The organism is Pseudomonas sp. LBUM1641 (assembly GCF_059716235.1).
The window spans coordinates 5,467,361-5,484,437 of record NZ_CP166815.1 but is presented as its reverse complement, the minus strand read 5'-3'; the positions used below and the strand labels follow the sequence as shown (position 1 = coordinate 5,484,437).

The following is a 17,077-nucleotide window of genomic DNA, read 5'->3' as shown; positions in this document are numbered from 1 at the left end:
GCGCCGACTGCTGGAGCCCGTACATAGGCTCGACTTCATAGCTCGAAATAATATACGTTGAATTCACCCTCGAATTTAACCTCTTGAGAAACGAAGTGGAACTCTCCGGTAACATGCTCGACTTGCTTTATAAGCGTTATTTTGAACTTGCCCTTCTCGGCGTCATAATAGATGTGTTCGTCCTTTTTATAATGGTCGAAGTAAGCGAAAGGCACTCTTTCGGGTACGGGGCCGAGGTCACCAGAACTCTCGCCGTTCACGGTCGGTAGGCCTAAAGTAATCTGCAGGGTTTCTTCATCGTTTAAAAAGATACGAGCCCCAACGAGAAGCGTATCTGCAGTTCTTTCGCGCAAGAAAGCATTGGTGAAGGTGAGCGGTCCATGTACGGACTTAGTTACGGTAAAAGTCCCTTTTGACTTATTGCGTTTGTGAGTGGTCATGTTTAACGGCCTCCTTTGACTTGGAAGAGAGCTAACTTTAAATAAGAGTAGCGAGCCGATTAAATGACTGCCTCGCGGGTTTGTCTACTGTTAGAAGTCACAGTAGTTATTTGTCATTTCGAGGGGTAACGTGAAGTTTTTTTTGCGCTAATCGAGTATTTTTTTTGATCGTTCCCACGTTAGGGAACGATCAGCGTACTGAACATTCAAGAACAGGGTGATTCCTGATCCATCAGCTTGCCCATCAGCAATACGCCCAACTCACTCAACTGGTGAATCGCCAATGCGGTGTCGCGGTCTTTGCCGGTGAGTTCATCAGACAGGTCGAGCAATAACGTACTGACCGAGGAAAACGTCTCGTAGCTGTTGGCGATCAGGCTTTCGCTGCTGGCGTCGGGGGTGACGGTGAATAAGGTAGGGGGATTTGGCGTTGCTTTGAACATAGGTAGGATCTCTAACGGGGCCACCACCTGATCGCTACTAAACGAAAGGGTGGCGGCTGCACGCAGGTTAGTAGACCGGTAGACCCACACAGAAACCCGGCGCGCCACAAGGGCGCCCTGCGCACAGCCACCATCAAGCACAGACAGGTAAGTCCGACAGATGAAGCTCATGCACATTTGTATGGGGCTGCTCAGGCTACTAAACCCGATCACCGAGAAATTCAGCGACCGGGCAACCTTAGAGAGCCCTACCCAGGCGCACAAGCCGGCGGATTCTGACGTACCTGTAGGCAACGGAGCAAGGCGCTGCCATCAACACCAGCCACTTCCTACAGCTACCGCCTAGGTACTCTCGCGCACCTTCAACTCAAACCCCATGTCCACCACCGGCCGAGCGATCTTGTTGCCGGCCATCACCGTCAACAAATGCTCCGCCGCCCGCCGGCCAATGGCTTCACGCGGCGTACTGATACTGCTCAAGCGCGGCACCATGAACGAGGAAGACGGCAGGTCGTTAAAGCCCAGCACCGAAATCTGCTCCGGCACCTTGATCCCATGGCGCAACGCTTCCAGTAACGCGCCTTGAGCCAGGTCGTCATTACCAAAGAAGATCGCGTCCACATCCGGATGGCTGGCCAGCAACTGCAGGAACAACTCACCACCCAGGCCCAGCGACGATGGCCGTGGCGTCAGCACTTCCAGTGCCGGGTCATACAACCCCGCCTGCTGCAACGCCCGGCGAAAGCCTTCACCGCGCAACAACGTACGCTGGTCCAACTGAGCGCCAATGTAGGCCAACCGCTTGCGCCCCCGTGAGATCAAATGCGCCGCCGCCGTTTCCCCTGCGTTCAACTGCGAAAATCCTACGCAGTTCAGGCCAGCATTCGGGTCCAAATCCATCATGTACACACACGGCACGTTGCTCGATTCGACCATGCGCCGGGCACTTTCCGTACGGTCAAACCCGGTCAGCAGCAAACCCCGTGGCTGGTAGGCCATGTAGTTGCGCAGCAGGTCTTCTTCTTCATCGCGGGAATAGTGGGTGTTGCCGATCAGTACTTCAAAGCCCTTGGGCCGCAGCACCTGGTGGATGGCTTCGAGGGTTTCGATAAACAGCAGGTTGGACAGCGACGGCACCAACACCACCACCGACTGGCTCTGGGCCGACGCCAGGGCACGGGCGGCCGGGTTGACCACGTAGCTCAGTTCGGCAGCGGCTTTTTGCACTTTTTCCACCAGTTCGGTGGCCACGGTGCTGATGCCGCGCAAGGCCCGGGAGGCGGTAATCGGGCTGACGCCAGCCAGGCGGGCTACTTCATTGAGGGTAGGGCGGCCCGTGGTGCGGGTATTTTTATCGTTCTTGGGAGTCATCAGGCGGCTTGCCAAACAAAAATCGAGGCACTAAGGTAGCGCTGTCTCCAAGACCCTGCAAATCCTTGAACGTTGGGATGCCTGTTCCGACTCAAGCCTTTGGAGAGGATGCACGCGTCACTCCATAAAAATGACAAGACGGCGCGGGAAAAGCCTGTTTTTGCACTAGCCTTACAGCGTGCAAAGGTAGCGCTATCTGCGTCCTGAGGTGTTTCATGAGTCAACCTGTTACTGCCCTCGTGATCATGGGTGTTTCCGGCTGTGGCAAGTCCAGCGTCAGCGAGGCCCTGTGCCTGCTGAACGGCGCCACCGCCATCGAAGGCGACAGCTTTCACCCCGCCGCGAACATCGAAAAGATGAGCGCCGGCCATCCCCTTAACGACGACGACCGCGCCGGCTGGCTCGACATCCTGTGCGATGAACTGCGCCGCTCCCTCAAAGCCGGCGAGCATCCCGTGCTCACCTGTTCGGCCCTGAAGAAGAAATACCGCGACCACCTGCGCGAAGCCGCGCCGGGCCTGGGGTTTGTATTTCTGGAGCTGACCCGCGAAGTCGCCGCCGACCGTGTGTCTCACCGCCCCGGCCATTTCATGCCGGCCAGCCTGATCGATAGCCAGTTCGCCACCCTTGAATCCCCGGTGGGCGAGCCGTTGACCCTGGCCCTCAACGCCAGTGAAGACAGCGTTGAAGACCTCGCCGAGCAAACCAACGCCTGGTGGCTGAAACACGGCTTTGAACCAACCCAATAATTTTTTGCCGGACAAGATAGCGCTGTCCGCCTGCATTGAATTTTTTACCGGCTTTAATAACAACAACAAACAGGAGAGACCCCCATGTTTGGCTTGTCCCACGATACCTACCTGCTGCTAGACGCAGTGGTGACCATCATCGGCCTGATCGTGTTGATCACCCGGTTCAAAGTCCACCCGTTCATTGCGCTGATCATCGCGGCAGGCTTTCTCGGCCTGACCTCGGGCATGCCCGTGGACAAGATCATCAAGGCCTTCCAGGACGGCTTCGGCGGGGTGCTCGGCTTTGTCGGGATTATCCTTGCGCTGGGTACGATGCTCGGCAAGATGATGGCCGACTCCGGCGGTGCCGATCAGATCGCGCAAACCCTGGTGCGGGCCTTCGGCAAGGAGAAAGTGCAGTGGGCAATGATGTTCGCCGCGTTCCTGGTGGGCATTCCGCTGTTCTTCGAAATCGGTTTTGTATTGCTGATCCCGCTGGTGTTTATCGTCGCGCGCCGTACTGGCGTGTCACTGATCAAGATCGGCATCCCGCTGCTGGCCGGCCTCTCGGCGGTGCACGGCCTGGTGCCTCCGCACCCGGGCCCGTTGCTGGCAATTGGCGTGTTTGGGGCTGACATCGGCAAGACCATTCTCTACGGCCTGATTGTCGCGCTGCCTACGGCGATCATCGCCGGCCCGCTCTACGGTTCGTTTATCGCCAAGTACATCCCGGGCAATCCGTCCCAGGAACTGGTGGACCAACTGGCCAGTGAGCAACCGGAATCCAAGACCCTGCCGAGCTTCAGCATCACCCTGATCACCGTGCTGCTGCCGGTGTTCCTGATGCTGCTGAAGACCTTCGCCGACGTCGCCCTGCCGGACGGGCACGTAATCCGCAACTGGATGGACATGATCGGTCACCCGATCACCGCCTTGCTGCTGGCCTTGCTGCTGTCGCTGTACACCTTTGGCCGTCGCCAGGGCATCGGTTCCCAGAAAATCCTCAAGCTGCTCGACGCCAGCCTGGCGCCAACCGCAGCGATCATCCTGATCATCGGCGCCGGTGGTGGTTTCAAGCAGATGCTGGTGACCAGCGGCGTAGGTGACGTGATCGGCCATATGGCGGTGACTGCGCAGATCAACCCGATCCTGCTGGCCTGGCTGGTGGCGGCGGTGATTCGTGTGGCTACCGGTTCTGCGACGGTGGCGACCATTACCGGCGCGGGCATTGTGGTGCCGGTGGTGGGGATGATTCCGGGGGTGAACCGCGAGTTGCTGGTATTGGCGACGGGGGCGGGCTCGCTGGTGTTGTCTCACGTCAACGATGCGGGGTTCTGGCTGGTGAAGCAGTACTTCAATATGACCGTGGCCGAGACGTTCAAGACCTGGACGGCGATGGAGACCATCCTGTCGGTGGTGGCGTTGGGCTTTATCATGTTGCTGTCGTTGGTGGTCTAACAGGAACACCGCAAAACAAAATGTGGGAGCTGGCTTGCCTGCGATGGCGCTGGTGAATTCAACACCGTTATCGCAGGCAAGCCAGCTCCCACATTGATTGGGTTTTTACCGTTAGATCGGGTCAGGCGTCAGCTTTCTTGACCAGCCCATCCGCCCGGAACATCGCCCGGATGCCCCGCACCGCCTGGCGAATCCGGTCCTGGTTTTCGATCAGCGCAAAGCGCACGTGATCATCGCCATACTCACCAAAGCCAATCCCCGGCGACACACACACCTTCGCCTCAAGCAGCAGCTTCTTGGCAAACTCCAGCGACCCCATCGCGGCATACGCCTCGGGAATTTTCGCCCAGACGTACATCGACGCCTTCGGATTCTCGACCATCCAGCCCAGCTCATGCAGGCCCTTCACCAGCACGTTACGGCGCTGGCGGTACTGCTCGGCAATGTCTTTCACGCACTGCTGATCGCCTTCCAGCGCAGCAATCGCCGCCACTTGCAGCGGGGTGAAGGTGCCGTAGTCGTGGTAACTCTTGATCCGCGCCAGGGCGTTGACCAGTTCCGGGTTGCCCACCATGAAACCAATGCGCCAGCCGGCCATGTTGTAACTCTTGGACAGGGTGAAAAACTCCACCGCAATATCCTTGGCGCCCGGCACTTGCATGATCGAAGGGGCTTTCCAGCCGTCGTAGACGATGTCGGCGTAGGCCAGGTCATGCACCACCAGCACGTCGTACTGCTTGGCCAGGGCGATCACCCGTTCGAAGAAGTCCAGCTCCACGCACTGCGCGGTCGGGTTGGACGGGAAGCCGAGGATCATCATTTTCGGCTTGGGAATCGAGCCGCGAATCGCGCGTTCCAGTTCCGCGAAGAAATCCACGCCCGGAATCAGCGGCACCGAACGCACTTGGGCGCCGGCAATCACGGCACCGTAGATGTGAATCGGGTAGCTGGGGTTGGGCACCAGCACCGTGTCGCCCTGGTCCAGGGTGGCCAGCATCAAATGCGCCAGGCCTTCCTTGGAACCGATGGTCACGATGGCTTCGGTTTCCGGGTCGATGTCCACTTCATAGCGGTCTTTGTACCAGCGCGAAATCGCCCGGCGCAGCCGTGGAATGCCTTTGGAAGTGGAGTAACCGTGGGTGTCTTCGCGCTGGGCGACGGTGACCATTTTTTCCACGATGTGCGGTGGAGTGGCGCCGTCAGGGTTACCCATGCTCAAGTCGATGATGTCTTCGCCGCGCCGACGCGCAGCCATCTTCAGCTCGGCAGTGATATTGAACACGTAAGGGGGGAGTCGATCTATGCGCGCAAAGCGGCGCGGCGAACCTTGGTCGGCCATTGTTGCCTCGAAATACGTAAGCGCCCGGAACCGTCCGAGCGACGTCGGCCACTGCGGTGGCCTGCGGGGCAGACAATACGGTCGATGATGGCCAATTGTCCAGATGCTGTGGGAAAAATTTCTGTTTGGAGTGCGACGGGGATATGCCCCTATACTCGACGCGGGTTTGTTCCCTCATAAGAAGGAGACTGTTCAGATGGATCAACAGACAAAACTGCCGTTACAGCCGCGCATGGAAGAGGGCAAGGCCCTGGTGATCGCAGGTGTGCAAGGGCGTTATTCAAAGGCCACGATTGGCGATATTCCCAAGTTATGGGAGCTGTTCGACAGCTGCTTCCAAGAGATCAAGAAACGCGTCGGCGGCGTGACCTATGGCGTGTGCTACAACGCCAAACACGATGAATTCGACTACCTGGCGGGCGTCGAGGTGCCGACCAAGGGCGATGTGCCGAGCAACTTCCAGTCGATTGAAATCCCGGCCCATCGCTATGCGGTGTTCCCACACTACGGCCCGGTGCAGGCACTGGCGCAGACCTATGAACGGATCATGTTCGAGTGGCTGCCGGGCTCCGGGTACAAAGTGGTCGGGGCCGATTTTGAGCGCTACAGCGCCGATTTCGATGTAGGTAAAGGCACGGGCTCCGTGGAAATCTGGATCCCTATCAACGCCGAATCCGCCTGACCGCGCCACTGGCAGGAGCGAGCACGTTCGCTCCTGCAACAGCCTCTCAATACAACGTGGCCTTGACCCGCTCCGGCATCTCGCGGTCATAGGCTTGGGCGTCGAACGCCCCGTCATTCAAGCGCTTGTGAAACGCCCCGGCGCTGGGCAGTGCCGAGCGGTCCAGATGCTTTTCCGGGTTCCAGCAATCGGAACGCACAAAGGCTTTGGAGCAATGGAAATACGCTGACTCCACCTGCACCAGAATCACCGAGCGGGCCGCTTTGCCATTCACCGCAAAGCTCTCCAGCAACTCGGGCTCGATGGAAATCTGTGCGCGGCCGTTGACCCGCAATGTCTCGCCAATGCCCGGGATGATGAACAGCAACGCTATACGCGGGTCCATCACCAAATTGCGCAGGGTATCGAGGCGGTTATTCCCCGGCCGATCGGGAATAGCCAACGTGCGTTCATCAATGATTCGTACAAAACCCGGCACGTCCCCACGGGGCGAACCATCGATGCCGTCCGGGCCGGACGAACTCACCACCACCAAGGGTGACGCGCGGACCATGGCTTGGTAATCCTCGTTGAGAAACGGGATTTCCTTACGCACGGCCCGTTCGTGGGGGAGGCCGTAGAGGGTTTCGAGTTGTTCCAGCGTGGTGAGCATTGGGACTCCTTATCGATCGGTCAGGTGATGTGTCAGCCACCGAAGCTGCGCTGATAGCCTTGCGCCGATTGCCGTATAGCTTGTGCAACATTAGGGGCTTGTCGGCAGTAATCGTCTTCACGCTTGAGAACAACGTCAAGGGTTTGGAGCAGTGCCCGGATTCGCTCCTCGGGTTTCTCCACCTCACAGATTCCAGCAAACTCCAGGATACCCAGACGTGAGGCAAAGAAAGATTTATTGCCGGCCAGGTCGAGAGCCAGAGCGTCCTCGGGAATGTAGGCGGTGGTATTGGCAATGTCGTAAGCCGGTGCAAGCCTGGCATCGCTCTTGATCGGGTCGCTATACAGCAGGCCGAAATTCTTCAGATGGGCATCGCCATTGCCCACTATGCAACTCAAGGCCACGCTGTCGAACAGTTGGTCGAGAGAACTGCGTTGATGCTCAATCGAACAGTAAACGCGTACGGCTTTGGCGATCATGTTGTAGCTCTTGCCGTATTTCTGTTCTGCAGACAGGCCCATCAGCGTGGTCATGTCTTCGAAGCCCAAGGGGTTGGCCTGCTCATCCCGATCAAAGCGCCGCATGATGAAAAGCTTATGATTCTGCGACAGGTAAAACGGCGGTACGGGTATGCCTGCATCTCTGGCAATGGACATGCACAGGTATTCGTTGATGGCCAATCCCGGAAATTCGTCGCGCCCACTTTTGATGATCAGATCATTGGTTTTTGAAGTGAATTTCTGCTCTGGGGTTTGTGGCTTTTCCGGCACCAGCACCTTGGGCTGAACACCGGAAATTCCTGCTCGCAGGATGTAGCGATCTACCAGGTCAGCAAAAAGATCTTCCGCCCCGTCCCAGGCGAGAATTTCGTCCAGGTTTTCTCCCGTCGACGGAGCGCCGTTGCGCTGAATCAGCTCATTGACTTGGTCCGAGGAAACGAAGATGCGACCGATAGGCGCACTGCTGCCAGACAATGCCAGCAGCAACATCGGGTCTACCTTCACTGTCTTGGCAAGGCGATTGCGAAGCTGCTCCAGCACAAACCCTTCTGGCAGGTTCATCTGGAATATCGGATGTAGCTCTCGTCGGCGGTATTCATCTGCGCGAACGGGCATTACCAGGCTGAGTGCGCTGGGTGGTAGTGCGTTATCGCCGTAGCGGAAAAGATAGTCGCCTGCACTGGTGAATACGCTGCCGCTGGCGCCTTGAGGGGTATGAACTTGAAGCTTCGGGCTATTCATTGAACAAGTCCTCCACTTCTTCCAGCGTTGGCATGGTGGCAGGTACCAATTTTATTTCACTGCCCAAGGCGGCAATCACTCGAGCGTAGGCATTCATGGAGACCGTTGGGCTGCCTTGCTCGATTTCAATCAGTTTTTGCCGAGTTACGCCCGCCAAACGCGCCAATTCCGCTTGTTTATAGCCTCGGTTGAGCCGCATGGTGCGCACTTGGCTGCCGATTCTCTGGGTGATGACGGAAGAGTCCATGTCTCGTAACCATTACATTTATATTGAAAAGTTATGTATACGTTACATTTCGGCATTGTCAAGGTGCCTCGGCACCAAACACCCACGCCAACCGGCGCTCATACCCAATCCGCCCCTTATACGCCTCCCCACTGTCCACCCAGCCCTGCTGCAAATACAGCCCCATCGCCGCCACATTGTCGGTGTCCACCGACAGCTCCAAGGCCTTGATCTGCGGCCAGACCAGGCGTGCAGCGGCGGGCAGGGCGTGCAGGCAGGCTTTGCCAAACCCTTGGCCCTGCTGATGGCGGTCAACTTGCAACGCATGCAGCGTCGCGCTGTGCTCATCCGCCCAGTGGGGCAGGCACGGCGGGCGTTTGAGCAGCAGGAACGCGACGGGAATCCCGTCGGCGAGTAACGCAAAACCCGCCACGCCGGGATTCGGATTGACCAACAGGGTGTTCAGTGCACAGTAGATATCGCCGGAAAAACCCAGTTGTTCGGGGTGCACTTCAAGGGCGTTGAGTTGCTGTTGTTGCAGGGCAGTCAACGTCTGATAGGCGACGAGGCGGGTTTCCATCGGCGTAGCATCCGAAATCCTACAAAGAAGCGCGGATTCTAGCGGGTTTGCGGTCATCGCAATTATTTTTTGCGGGACTGTCGATTGGCCGATATCCCAGTCGACTAAGGGTGTCTTCAGTGATTTTTCCCGCAAGGAGTATCGCCATGAGCACCGCAATCAGCAGCTTGATCGCACAATGGAAACAGGCCGTCACCGCCAAGGATGTCGAGAAGATTGTCAGCTTTTACGCCGACGATATTGTCGCGTTCGACGCCGTTAGCGCCCTGCAGTTCAAGGGCAAGGCCGCCTATCAGGCGCACTGGAAGGCGTGCATGGAGTTCTGCCCGGGCCCCGGGGTTTTTGACTTCCATGAAATGCATATCGTCGCCGCCGATAGCAGCGCCTTTGCCCACTGGCTCGCGCACTGTGGTGGCACCGGGCCCGACGGCGTACTCAAGACCTGCTGGATGCGCGTCAGCGCCGGCTACCAGCGCATTGGCGGCGAGTGGAAAGTGGTGCATGAGCATTGGTCGACACCATTCGACATGGAAACCGGCGCCGGTCTGTTCGACCTGAAACCTTGATCGCGGCGAACTATAGTCAGTTGTCCGAAAACGGAGAATCCCATGAAATACCTCTGCCTGATCTATAGCAACGAACAGGTGTTGCACGATTCGCCCGACAGTCCCAAGGACCCGGAGTGCTTTGCCTATGCCGAGTCTGTGCAGGCCAGCGGGCGGATGCTCGCCGCCGAGCCGCTGGAGTCGGTGACCACCGCCACCACCGTGCGCATGCGCAACGGCAAGCTGTCGATCACCGATGGGCCGTTTGCCGAAACCAAGGAGCAACTCGCCGGGTTTTACCTGATCGAGGCCAAGGACCTGAATGAAGCGATCCAGGTGGCCGGTGGCATTCCGGCCGCCCGGGTCGGCAGTGTGGAAGTGCGCCCTGTGCGTGAATTGAATCTCTGATCACAACAATAAAATCCAGGAGGTTTACCCATGAGCAATCAACCCAAGCCCGCCGAATTTGAACTGTCCATCAGTCGCTTGATCGACGCACCTCGCAGTCGCGTATTCCGTGCCTGGACCGAGCCTGCCTTGTTGCAGCAATGGTGGGGCCCACACGGCATGACCACCCCCGAGTGCGAAATGGACCTGTGGGTCGGTGGGCAATTTCGCACCCTGATGCGCGCGCCCGACGGCAGCGAGTACCCGACCCAGGGCGTTTTTCTCGAAATCACCGCGCCCAGTCGGCTGGTGTTTACCGATGCGTTCACCCCCGGCTGGATCCCTTCGGGCCAGCCATTCATGACCGCCGAAGTCACCTTTGAAGACGTCGACGGCAAAACCCTCTACACCGCCCGTGCCATGCACTGGAGCGCCGAAACCAAGCAGGCCCACGAAGCCGTGGGCTTTCACGAGGGCTGGGGCCAGAGCCTCGATCGGCTGGTGACGCTGGTGACCGAAGGTCTGCACGATTGACGGTGCAGGCCCGGGTCGAAGCGGTTTATCGCAGCGAATCGCGGCGCATCCTGGCGACCCTGATTCGCCTGCTCGGCGATTTCGACCTCGCTGAAGAAGCCTTGCACGAGGCGTTCTTCGTCGCGGTCGAGCGTTGGGAGCAAGACGGTGTGCCCGACAATCCCCGGGCCTGGCTCGTCTCCACCGGGCGCTTCAAGGCCATCGACCGTTTGCGCCGCCAGGCCCGGTTTGCCGCGCACCAGAACCAGTTGCTGGCTCAGGCTGATGAATTGGAAGAAGCCGACTGGAGCGCTGAAGACGTGGAAGACGACCGCCTGCGCCTGATCTTTACCTGTTGCCACCCGGCACTGGCGGCGGATGCCCAGGCGGCGCTGACCTTGCGTGAGATCTGCGACCTCACCACCGAGGAAATCGCCCGGGCGTTCCTCGCCACACCGGCCACCATCGCCCAGCGCATCGTGCGGGCCAAGAGCAAGATTCGCGAAGCAAAAATCCCCTATCAAGTGCCGTCCCTGGCAGAGTTGCCCGAGCGCCTGGACAGTGTGCTGCGAGTGATTTACCTGGTGTTCAACGAAGGCTATTCGGCGTCCACGGGCGCCGGCTTGACCCGTGACGACCTGACCCGCGAAGCGATTCGCCTGGGGCGATTGCTGATGGAGTTGTTGCCGGAGCCAGAAGTGATGGGCTTGCTGGCGCTGATGTTGCTCCACGAATCCCGGCGCCCGGCACGCACCTCGGCCGGCGGTGAATTGGTGTTGCTGGATGAGCAGGACCGTTCGCTGTGGGACGCTTCGCTGATAGCTGAAGGATGTGCCCTGGTAGAGAAATCCCTGACCACACGCCGCTACGGGCCCTACAGCCTGCAGGCAGCGATTGCGGCGGTGCATGCCGAGGCGGCGAGCGCTGACGAGACCGACTGGCCGCAGATTGTCGGGCTGTATGACGTGTTGCTCGGGGCGGTACCGTCGCCGGTGATCGAGCTGAATCGCGCGGTGGCCGTTGCGATGCGCGATGGAGCATTGGCGGGGTTGCAGTTGGTGGATGGGATTTTGGCGCGGGGGGAGTTGGTCGACTATCACCTGGCGCACTCGGCACGGGGCGAGCTTTGTCGGCGGCTGGGACGGGTTGAGGAGGCGCGGCGGGCGTTTAAGCGGGCGCTGGCGTTGACCCAGCAAGAACCGGAAAAGCGCTTTATCGAGCGGCGTTTGGCCGAACTCAAATAGTGCAGGCGCTGGAGATCTAAATGTGGGAGCGGGCTTGCTCGCGAATGCGGTGTGTCAGCCAACATTTCAGTGACTGATCCACCGCATTCGCGAGCAAGCCCGCTCCCACATTTGTTCAATGTTGTCTGGTAGAGCGAATTACGGCTGCTGACGCGTCGCCGCCAACACGATCTCGCGAATGCACACATGCTGCGGCTGCTGGTAGGCATAGTCAATCGCCGAAGCCACGTCATCCGCGCTCAATACCGTGCCGCCCATGTCCTGTTTCCATGCCTGGTAGCCGGTCTTGATGGCCTCATCGGTGGTGTGGCTCAGCAGTTCGGTTTCCACCGCGCCCGGCGCAATGGTGATCACGCGCACATTGTGCGGCGACATTTCTTCCCGCAGGTTCTCCGAAATCCCGTGCACGGCAAACTTGGTGCCCACATACGCAACGTGGTTAGGGAAGGTCTTGCGTCCGGCCACCGAGCTGACGTTGATGATCGTGCCGCCCTTGCGCTCGACCATGCTGCCAGCCACTGCATGAATGCCGTTCAGCAAGCCTTTCACGTTGACGTCGAGCATCTGCTCCCACTGCGCCGGGTCCTGGTCGCTGACGCTGCCCAGCAGCATTACGCCGGCATTGTTGATCAGTGCATCGGCCGGGCCGAATTGCGCTTCGGCTTCTTTCACCGCCGCCACCAGCGCAGCGCGGTCGGTGATGTCGACACCGCGACTCAAGGTGTTCGGCAACTCCAGCGCATTCAGCCGGTCGATGCGGCGGGCCAACAGCAGCAGCGGGTGGCCGGCGGCCGACAGCAAGCGCGCGGTGGCTTCGCCAATGCCCGAACTGGCGCCGGTGATGATGATCAATGGCTTGCTCATGATTGAACTCCTGAAATAAGAAAAACAAATAACTGAACGTGGGTCGCAGTATATTTAGCCCTTGAGTGGCTGAAAAATGCCTTATTCCTCTTCCTGTCATCGGTATTAGCTATGGATGTGCGTCATCTCAAAGCGTTTCTCGCGGTGTTCGAAGAGCGCAATATCACTGCCGCCGCGCAGCGCCTGTTCGTCAGCCAGCCGACGCTGTCGGTGACCATCAAGCAACTGGAAGAAGAGTTGGGCGTGGCGCTGTTTCTGCGCCAGCCTCGCGGGGTTGAGGTCAGTGACGAGGCGCGTGTGCTGTACCCGCAAGCGCGGCGCATGGTGGCCGAGGCCGATGCGTTGAGCCGGTTGTTTCGCGGACGCGAAAACCGCATCGCCCTGGAACTGGGGGTGGAAGGCGATATTGCCGACAGCCAGATCGAAACTTTCCTGCGCATGGCGCACCAAGGCTTACCCGGCTTGCTGCTGACCTTGCAGGAAGGCTGTGAAGGAGAAGGGCGCCTGGCCGTGGAGGAAATGTGCTGCGAGGACGAATTGTTCCTGCCGCTTTGGGAAGAGTCCTACGTGATGGCGCTGCCGGTGGCACACCCGATGGCGGCAGGTGGAAAAGAGCAGGCGTGGGCGCCGATCGAAGACTGGATCACTTGCCCGCAGCATGACTCGCACCAGCGGCTGATGGCCTTGTACGGCCGCTCACCCCAGGCGGTGGCCGGGCACGCCGGTTCGTTGACCCAGGCCTTGCACATGGTGGCCGCCGGTGTGGGCGTGGCGATGTTGCCGCAGTCGCTGGCGGCGGAACGGGCCGGGGTGGTGATTCGCCCCTGGCACCTGCCGGCACCGACGCGCCGGGTGGGCTTGTGCTTTGCTGCCCAGGCGCTGGAGTTGCCGGCGTTGCGGGCGCTGCATGAGTATTTCCAGAACAACCGCCCGCCACAGATAGAAGCAGCCTGACTGCGCCTTTGAATGCACCGCAAACTCAATGTGGGAGCTGGCTTGCCTGCGATAGCGGTGGTGACTGACACACCGCTATCGCAGGCAAGCCAGCTCCCACATTTGATCTTCATTGTTCCGAATATTGTGTTCCGGCGTTACTCCAGCATCTTGCCCAGCAACCAACTGCCTGCCGGGCCGGGCGGATGCTGGCGTGACCACAACGCATCCACCGCCACCGAGCGCGGCCAGCTCCGGGCCTTGATTTCACACAGGTGGTCGCCGCCAAAGCGCTCCACCAGCCAGCGCGGCAGCGGCGCCCAGCCAAAGCCCAGTTGCGCCATTTCCATCAGCATCAGGTAACTGGGCGCCGACCACACACGCCCCAGGCCCCGGGTTTCATTCGGGTTGATGATGCTCGCCAGGCGCAGTTCGCGGTGTTGCTCCAGGGTTTGCTGATCGATGTCCTTGAGGTTCGCCAGCGGATGTTTGGGCGCGACAAACAGCGCGATTTCCGTGCGCTCTTCCACGGCGGTACTGGTGAGGTCCGGCGGGTATACGTCCTGCTTCTCGATAAACGCAATCTGCGCCCGGCCGCTTTGCACCAGGGCGATCAAGTCCTCGCATTCTGCGATCAGGCATTCCAGCTCCAGGTCCGGGTAGCGCTGTTCGAAGGCGCTGAGGGCGGTTTCGAAACGGTCCGACTGGTACGTATCGGACATGGCGATACTCAGCTTCGGCTCCAACCCCTGGGACAACTGGCTGGCCGCCAACTCCAGGCGGCTGCTGGCTTCCAGCACCTGCTCGGCGCGTTGCAACAGCACATGCCCGGCCGGGGTCAGCGTGGGCTTGCGGCTGCTGCGATCAAACAGCACCACGTCCAGGTCAATCTCCAGGCTGGCCACCGCCGCGCTGACGGTGGACTGGCTCTTGCCCAGCTTGCGCGCCGCCGCTGAAAACGAACCTTGGGTCGCCGCCTGCACAAACGCTTGAAGCACTTCATGGGAAGCCATGACTATCGCCTTGATCGATGGTTATTGGTTATGAAGTATCGATTCAAAGGGTAATGATGGCAACCATCGTCACTCACGGAGACCGGGTCATGACACCCACCAAGTCGATTACTGAACGCGTTTGGCAGGCCATTGGTTTTGAAGGCCTGGCTTTGTTGATCTGTACGCCGCTGCTGGCGTGGATCATGTATAAACCGGCGCTGGAGATGGGCATGGTGACCTTGGCCATCAGCCTTATGGCACTGGCCTGGAACGTGATTTTCAACGGCCTGTTCGACCGTCTCAAGGCGCGCCTGCAACTGTCCGGCGGGGTGTGGACCCGCGTTTTGCACGCGTTGATGTTTGAAGGCGGCCTGGTGGCGATCTGCGTACCGTTGATTGCCTGGTGGCTGAACATCAGCCTGATGCAGGCGTTTATCCTCGACATCGGCGTGCTGCTGTTTTTCCTGCCGTACACCTATGTGTATCACTGGGCGTATGACGCAGTGCGGGACCGGGTCATGCAAAAACGCGAGGCGAAACAACTCGCCTAGAAATCCCGGCCAACAACTTGAGTAGCCGCTGTCGAGCCTAGGCAAGCTGCGTCGGGAGCGACTCGGTTCCGAGCCAGCCATCGGGATCGGCGGCGCGGCCTACGCAGCCTCGCCAAGGCTCGACAGCTGCTACGGGGGAAGTCAGGTGAGTTTTAACGCGCTGACAAAATCGAGGAACGCCCGCACCTTGGCCGCCGGCAAATGTCGCGACGGGTAGAAGGCATACAACGGGAAGCGTTCATCGGGCCAGTCGGGAAACAGCTCGACCAACGCGCCCGATTCGAGCGCTGGTGTTAGCCCGAGGTCGAGCATTTGCGCCACTGCATGGCCGTGTTCGCAAACGCTGTACAAGGTCCCGGCATCGTTCACCACCAGCCGCCCGCTGGTGGCGACGCTGATCTGTTCGCCGGGCCGGTGGAATTCCCAGCCAAATGGCCGGCCGGTCTGGGAGTCGCGAAAGTCGATGCACACGTGCTGGCCGTCTTCCAGGTCCAATGGATGACTGGGGCGGCCATGGCGCTCAAGATAAGTCGGCGACGCCAACGTGAGCACCCGCACTTCCATCAACTTGCGGGCGATCAACGAGGACGATTGCGGAATCCCAAAACGGATGGCCAAGTCAAAGCCATCCGCCACGAGGTCCCCGAGTTGATCCCGCGTGTGCAGGTCTAACTGCAACTGCGGGTACTGGCTCATGAATTCACCGAGCACCGGCCCCAGCACCAGCCGCGAGAAGTACGGGTCGATGTTCACCCGCAACCGCCCACGTACGGTCAGGGCGCTGTCTGCCGCCGAGCTGGCGGCTTCTTCCAGGCCGGCCAGCAGCGGGGCGATTTCCTGGTAGAAACGCCGGCCTTCGTCGGTCAATTGCACCGAGCGAGTGGTGCGGTCGAAGAGGCGAATCCCCAGGCGTTTTTCCAGCCGTGAAATGGCCCGGCTGACCCCCGAAGGCGTCATTTCCAGGCTGTCGGCGGCGCGGGCAAAACTGCCGCTGTCGACCACGGCAGCCAGTACGCCCATGCCGCCGGCCAGTCCTGGGTCAAAACTCATGGGTGATTGCCTGTCAGTTATCCGAAAGCATTGATGCTAGCGGAGAATCTAAGCGCGTTACAGAAACATCCCGCCCGACGCCTCGACGCGCTGCCCGGTGATCCAGTTGCTGCCATCGGCCAGCAAGGTGGAAATCGCCCCGCCAATGTCATCCGGTAGGCCGGCGCGACCGAGTGCGGTGTTGTTGGCGACCATCGCGTTCACGTCCGGATTGTCGCGCACCGCGCCGCCGCTGAAGTCGGTGGCAATCGCGCCGGGGGCCAGGGTGTTGACGGTAATCCCGCGGGCACCCAGCTCCTTGGCCTGGTAGCGGGTCAGCACTTCCACCGCGCCTTTCATCGAGGCGTAGGCCGAGTAACCCGGCAGGCTGAAGCGCGCCAGGCCGCTGGAGATATTGATGATGCGGCCACCGTCGCTGATCAGCGGCAGCAGTTTCTGGGTCAGGAAAAACGGGCCCTTGAAGTGGATCGCCACCAGTTGGTCAAACTGCGCTTCGGTGGTTTCGGCGAAGCTGGCGTGGGCGCCAATCCCGGCGTTGTTGATCAGGAAGTTGAAGTGCGTCTGGCCGAACACGTCCTTCAACACCGTGCCTACCTGGGCGGTGAATGCATCGAAGGTGGAGCTTTGGCTGACGTCCAGTTGCAGCATCGCCGCTTTGCCGCCCAGCGCTTCGACTTGGGCGACCACGGCCTGGGCTTCGTCCGCCGCGCTGTGGTACGTGCAGATGATGTCGACGCCTTGCGCCGCCAGGTGCAGCGCAGCGCTTTTGCCCAGGCCGCGGCTGGCGCCGGTGATCAGTGCGATTTTACGGGTCATGGTGGAGTCCTCGGAG

The 17,077-nt window shown here is 59.8% G+C and carries 21 protein-coding genes; 9 read left to right on the top strand and 12 right to left on the bottom strand.

Annotated features, from left to right (window positions below):
- Positions 1-35: 35 nt before the first annotated feature.
- The 3 genes from ACA046_RS25200 to gntR all read right to left on the bottom strand — a co-directional run bounded on the left by ACA046_RS25200 (position 36) and on the right by gntR (position 2,257).
- Positions 36-440 carry a hypothetical protein gene (locus ACA046_RS25200; RefSeq protein ID WP_497675202.1) on the bottom strand — a complete coding sequence of 135 codons (405 nt, stop codon included), beginning with the start codon at positions 438-440 and terminating at the stop codon, positions 36-38.
- A gap of 206 nt (positions 441-646) precedes the next feature.
- On the bottom strand, positions 647-883 hold the full coding sequence (locus ACA046_RS25195) for a DUF6124 family protein (protein WP_459023210.1): 237 nt from the start codon (positions 881-883) through the stop codon (positions 647-649).
- Positions 884-1,225: 342 nt separating this feature from the next.
- Complete coding sequence (gntR, locus tag ACA046_RS25190; RefSeq protein WP_459029395.1) at positions 1,226-2,257, bottom strand: HTH-type transcriptional regulator GntR; 1,032 nt, start codon at positions 2,255-2,257, stop codon at positions 1,226-1,228.
- 212 nt (positions 2,258-2,469) lie between these two features.
- Between gntR and ACA046_RS25185 the strand changes: the two genes are divergently transcribed.
- Both ACA046_RS25185 and ACA046_RS25180 read left to right on the top strand, forming a co-directional pair.
- Positions 2,470-3,003 (top strand): gluconokinase, encoded by a 534-nt coding sequence (locus ACA046_RS25185; protein ID WP_459023208.1) that lies wholly within the window; start codon positions 2,470-2,472, stop codon positions 3,001-3,003.
- An 84-nt stretch (positions 3,004-3,087) separates the two neighbouring features.
- A complete protein-coding gene (locus tag ACA046_RS25180) occupies positions 3,088-4,443 on the top strand; it encodes a GntP family permease (RefSeq protein WP_076015831.1) in 1,356 nt (451 codons plus the stop codon).
- A 121-nt stretch (positions 4,444-4,564) separates the two neighbouring features.
- Here ACA046_RS25180 and alaC read toward each other — a convergent pair whose 3' ends face one another.
- Positions 4,565-5,782 (bottom strand): alanine transaminase, encoded by a 1,218-nt coding sequence (gene alaC, locus ACA046_RS25175; RefSeq protein WP_076015830.1) that lies wholly within the window; start codon positions 5,780-5,782, stop codon positions 4,565-4,567.
- 196 nt (positions 5,783-5,978) lie between these two features.
- On the opposite strand from alaC, the gene ACA046_RS25170 reads away from it, so the two are divergent.
- Positions 5,979-6,464 carry a GyrI-like domain-containing protein gene (locus tag ACA046_RS25170; protein WP_459023205.1) on the top strand — a complete coding sequence of 162 codons (486 nt, stop codon included), beginning with the start codon at positions 5,979-5,981 and terminating at the stop codon, positions 6,462-6,464.
- Positions 6,465-6,510: 46 nt separating this feature from the next.
- Here the strand turns inward: ACA046_RS25170 and ACA046_RS25165 are convergent, their stop codons facing one another.
- From ACA046_RS25165 to ACA046_RS25150, 4 genes are read right to left on the bottom strand one after another with little or no spacing between them, the layout of a single operon-like run.
- Positions 6,511-7,116 carry a pyridoxamine 5'-phosphate oxidase family protein gene (locus tag ACA046_RS25165; protein WP_497675201.1) on the bottom strand — a complete coding sequence of 202 codons (606 nt, stop codon included), beginning with the start codon at positions 7,114-7,116 and terminating at the stop codon, positions 6,511-6,513.
- A 32-nt stretch (positions 7,117-7,148) separates the two neighbouring features.
- Entirely contained in the window at positions 7,149-8,357 is a 1,209-nt protein-coding gene (locus tag ACA046_RS25160) for a type II toxin-antitoxin system HipA family toxin (RefSeq protein ID WP_497675200.1), read from the bottom strand.
- Complete coding sequence (locus ACA046_RS25155) at positions 8,350-8,604, bottom strand: helix-turn-helix domain-containing protein (RefSeq protein ID WP_076015826.1); 255 nt, start codon at positions 8,602-8,604, stop codon at positions 8,350-8,352. The genes ACA046_RS25160 and ACA046_RS25155 overlap by 8 nt, the downstream gene beginning before the upstream one ends.
- 58 nt (positions 8,605-8,662) lie before the next feature.
- Entirely contained in the window at positions 8,663-9,163 is a 501-nt protein-coding gene (locus ACA046_RS25150; RefSeq protein ID WP_497675199.1) for a GNAT family N-acetyltransferase, read from the bottom strand.
- 146 nt (positions 9,164-9,309) lie between these two features.
- Here ACA046_RS25150 and ACA046_RS25145 point away from each other — a divergent pair, with 146 nt between their 5' ends.
- From ACA046_RS25145 to ACA046_RS25130, 4 genes are read left to right on the top strand one after another with little or no spacing between them, the layout of a single operon-like run.
- A complete protein-coding gene (locus ACA046_RS25145) occupies positions 9,310-9,729 on the top strand; it encodes a YybH family protein (RefSeq protein WP_497675198.1) in 420 nt (139 codons plus the stop codon).
- Between the two features lie 42 nt (positions 9,730-9,771).
- Positions 9,772-10,116, top strand: a complete 345-nt coding sequence (locus tag ACA046_RS25140; RefSeq protein ID WP_076015823.1) for a YciI family protein — start codon at positions 9,772-9,774, stop codon at positions 10,114-10,116.
- A 30-nt stretch (positions 10,117-10,146) separates the two neighbouring features.
- Positions 10,147-10,629, top strand: coding sequence for an SRPBCC family protein (locus ACA046_RS25135; RefSeq protein ID WP_497675197.1), 483 nt, complete (start codon positions 10,147-10,149; stop codon positions 10,627-10,629).
- Positions 10,626-11,852 carry an RNA polymerase sigma factor gene (locus ACA046_RS25130; RefSeq protein WP_497675196.1) on the top strand — a complete coding sequence of 409 codons (1,227 nt, stop codon included), beginning with the start codon at positions 10,626-10,628 and terminating at the stop codon, positions 11,850-11,852. The genes ACA046_RS25135 and ACA046_RS25130 overlap by 4 nt, the downstream gene beginning before the upstream one ends.
- 138 nt (positions 11,853-11,990) lie before the next feature.
- On the opposite strand, the gene ACA046_RS25125 is transcribed toward ACA046_RS25130, so the two are convergent.
- Positions 11,991-12,716 (bottom strand): SDR family oxidoreductase, encoded by a 726-nt coding sequence (locus ACA046_RS25125; protein WP_497675195.1) that lies wholly within the window; start codon positions 12,714-12,716, stop codon positions 11,991-11,993.
- 111 nt (positions 12,717-12,827) lie between these two features.
- Here ACA046_RS25125 and ACA046_RS25120 point away from each other — a divergent pair, with 111 nt between their 5' ends.
- On the top strand, positions 12,828-13,670 hold the full coding sequence (locus ACA046_RS25120) for a LysR family transcriptional regulator (RefSeq protein ID WP_076015777.1): 843 nt from the start codon (positions 12,828-12,830) through the stop codon (positions 13,668-13,670).
- A 137-nt stretch (positions 13,671-13,807) separates the two neighbouring features.
- Here ACA046_RS25120 and ACA046_RS25115 read toward each other — a convergent pair whose 3' ends face one another.
- Positions 13,808-14,662, bottom strand: a complete 855-nt coding sequence (locus ACA046_RS25115) for a LysR family transcriptional regulator (protein WP_497675194.1) — start codon at positions 14,660-14,662, stop codon at positions 13,808-13,810.
- Between the two features lie 89 nt (positions 14,663-14,751).
- Here ACA046_RS25115 and ACA046_RS25110 point away from each other — a divergent pair, with 89 nt between their 5' ends.
- Entirely contained in the window at positions 14,752-15,195 is a 444-nt protein-coding gene (locus ACA046_RS25110) for a multidrug/biocide efflux PACE transporter (protein WP_497675193.1), read from the top strand.
- A 141-nt stretch (positions 15,196-15,336) separates the two neighbouring features.
- Here ACA046_RS25110 and ACA046_RS25105 read toward each other — a convergent pair whose 3' ends face one another.
- Both ACA046_RS25105 and ACA046_RS25100 read right to left on the bottom strand, forming a co-directional pair.
- Positions 15,337-16,245 carry a LysR family transcriptional regulator gene (locus ACA046_RS25105; protein WP_497675192.1) on the bottom strand — a complete coding sequence of 303 codons (909 nt, stop codon included), beginning with the start codon at positions 16,243-16,245 and terminating at the stop codon, positions 15,337-15,339.
- A gap of 57 nt (positions 16,246-16,302) precedes the next feature.
- Complete coding sequence (locus ACA046_RS25100) at positions 16,303-17,061, bottom strand: SDR family NAD(P)-dependent oxidoreductase (protein ID WP_497675191.1); 759 nt, start codon at positions 17,059-17,061, stop codon at positions 16,303-16,305.
- Positions 17,062-17,077 lie beyond the last annotated feature (16 nt).

What these genes read in the sequence shown, in the direction of transcription:
- ACA046_RS25155 (WP_076015826.1), bottom strand. Translation starts at nt 8,604, where the DNA reads ATGGACTCTTCCGTCATCACCCAGAGAATCGGCAGCCAAGTGCGCACC.
- ACA046_RS25140 (WP_076015823.1), top strand. Translation starts at nt 9,772, where the DNA reads ATGAAATACCTCTGCCTGATCTATAGCAACGAACAGGTGTTGCACGAT.
- ACA046_RS25160 (WP_497675200.1), bottom strand. Translation starts at nt 8,357, where the DNA reads ATGAATAGCCCGAAGCTTCAAGTTCATACCCCTCAAGGCGCCAGCGGC.
- ACA046_RS25120 (WP_076015777.1), top strand. Translation starts at nt 12,828, where the DNA reads ATGGATGTGCGTCATCTCAAAGCGTTTCTCGCGGTGTTCGAAGAGCGC.
- ACA046_RS25165 (WP_497675201.1), bottom strand. Translation starts at nt 7,116, where the DNA reads ATGCTCACCACGCTGGAACAACTCGAAACCCTCTACGGCCTCCCCCAC.
- ACA046_RS25125 (WP_497675195.1), bottom strand. Translation starts at nt 12,716, where the DNA reads ATGAGCAAGCCATTGATCATCATCACCGGCGCCAGTTCGGGCATTGGC.
- ACA046_RS25100 (WP_497675191.1), bottom strand. Translation starts at nt 17,061, where the DNA reads ATGACCCGTAAAATCGCACTGATCACCGGCGCCAGCCGCGGCCTGGGC.
- ACA046_RS25135 (WP_497675197.1), top strand. Translation starts at nt 10,147, where the DNA reads ATGAGCAATCAACCCAAGCCCGCCGAATTTGAACTGTCCATCAGTCGC.
- ACA046_RS25180 (WP_076015831.1), top strand. Translation starts at nt 3,088, where the DNA reads ATGTTTGGCTTGTCCCACGATACCTACCTGCTGCTAGACGCAGTGGTG.
- ACA046_RS25105 (WP_497675192.1), bottom strand. Translation starts at nt 16,245, where the DNA reads ATGAGTTTTGACCCAGGACTGGCCGGCGGCATGGGCGTACTGGCTGCC.
- ACA046_RS25115 (WP_497675194.1), bottom strand. Translation starts at nt 14,662, where the DNA reads ATGGCTTCCCATGAAGTGCTTCAAGCGTTTGTGCAGGCGGCGACCCAA.
- ACA046_RS25110 (WP_497675193.1), top strand. Translation starts at nt 14,752, where the DNA reads ATGACACCCACCAAGTCGATTACTGAACGCGTTTGGCAGGCCATTGGT.
- alaC (WP_076015830.1), bottom strand. Translation starts at nt 5,782, where the DNA reads ATGGCCGACCAAGGTTCGCCGCGCCGCTTTGCGCGCATAGATCGACTC.
- ACA046_RS25145 (WP_497675198.1), top strand. Translation starts at nt 9,310, where the DNA reads ATGAGCACCGCAATCAGCAGCTTGATCGCACAATGGAAACAGGCCGTC.
- ACA046_RS25170 (WP_459023205.1), top strand. Translation starts at nt 5,979, where the DNA reads ATGGATCAACAGACAAAACTGCCGTTACAGCCGCGCATGGAAGAGGGC.
- ACA046_RS25150 (WP_497675199.1), bottom strand. Translation starts at nt 9,163, where the DNA reads ATGGAAACCCGCCTCGTCGCCTATCAGACGTTGACTGCCCTGCAACAA.
- ACA046_RS25185 (WP_459023208.1), top strand. Translation starts at nt 2,470, where the DNA reads ATGAGTCAACCTGTTACTGCCCTCGTGATCATGGGTGTTTCCGGCTGT.
- ACA046_RS25200 (WP_497675202.1), bottom strand. Translation starts at nt 440, where the DNA reads ATGACCACTCACAAACGCAATAAGTCAAAAGGGACTTTTACCGTAACT.
- ACA046_RS25195 (WP_459023210.1), bottom strand. Translation starts at nt 883, where the DNA reads ATGTTCAAAGCAACGCCAAATCCCCCTACCTTATTCACCGTCACCCCC.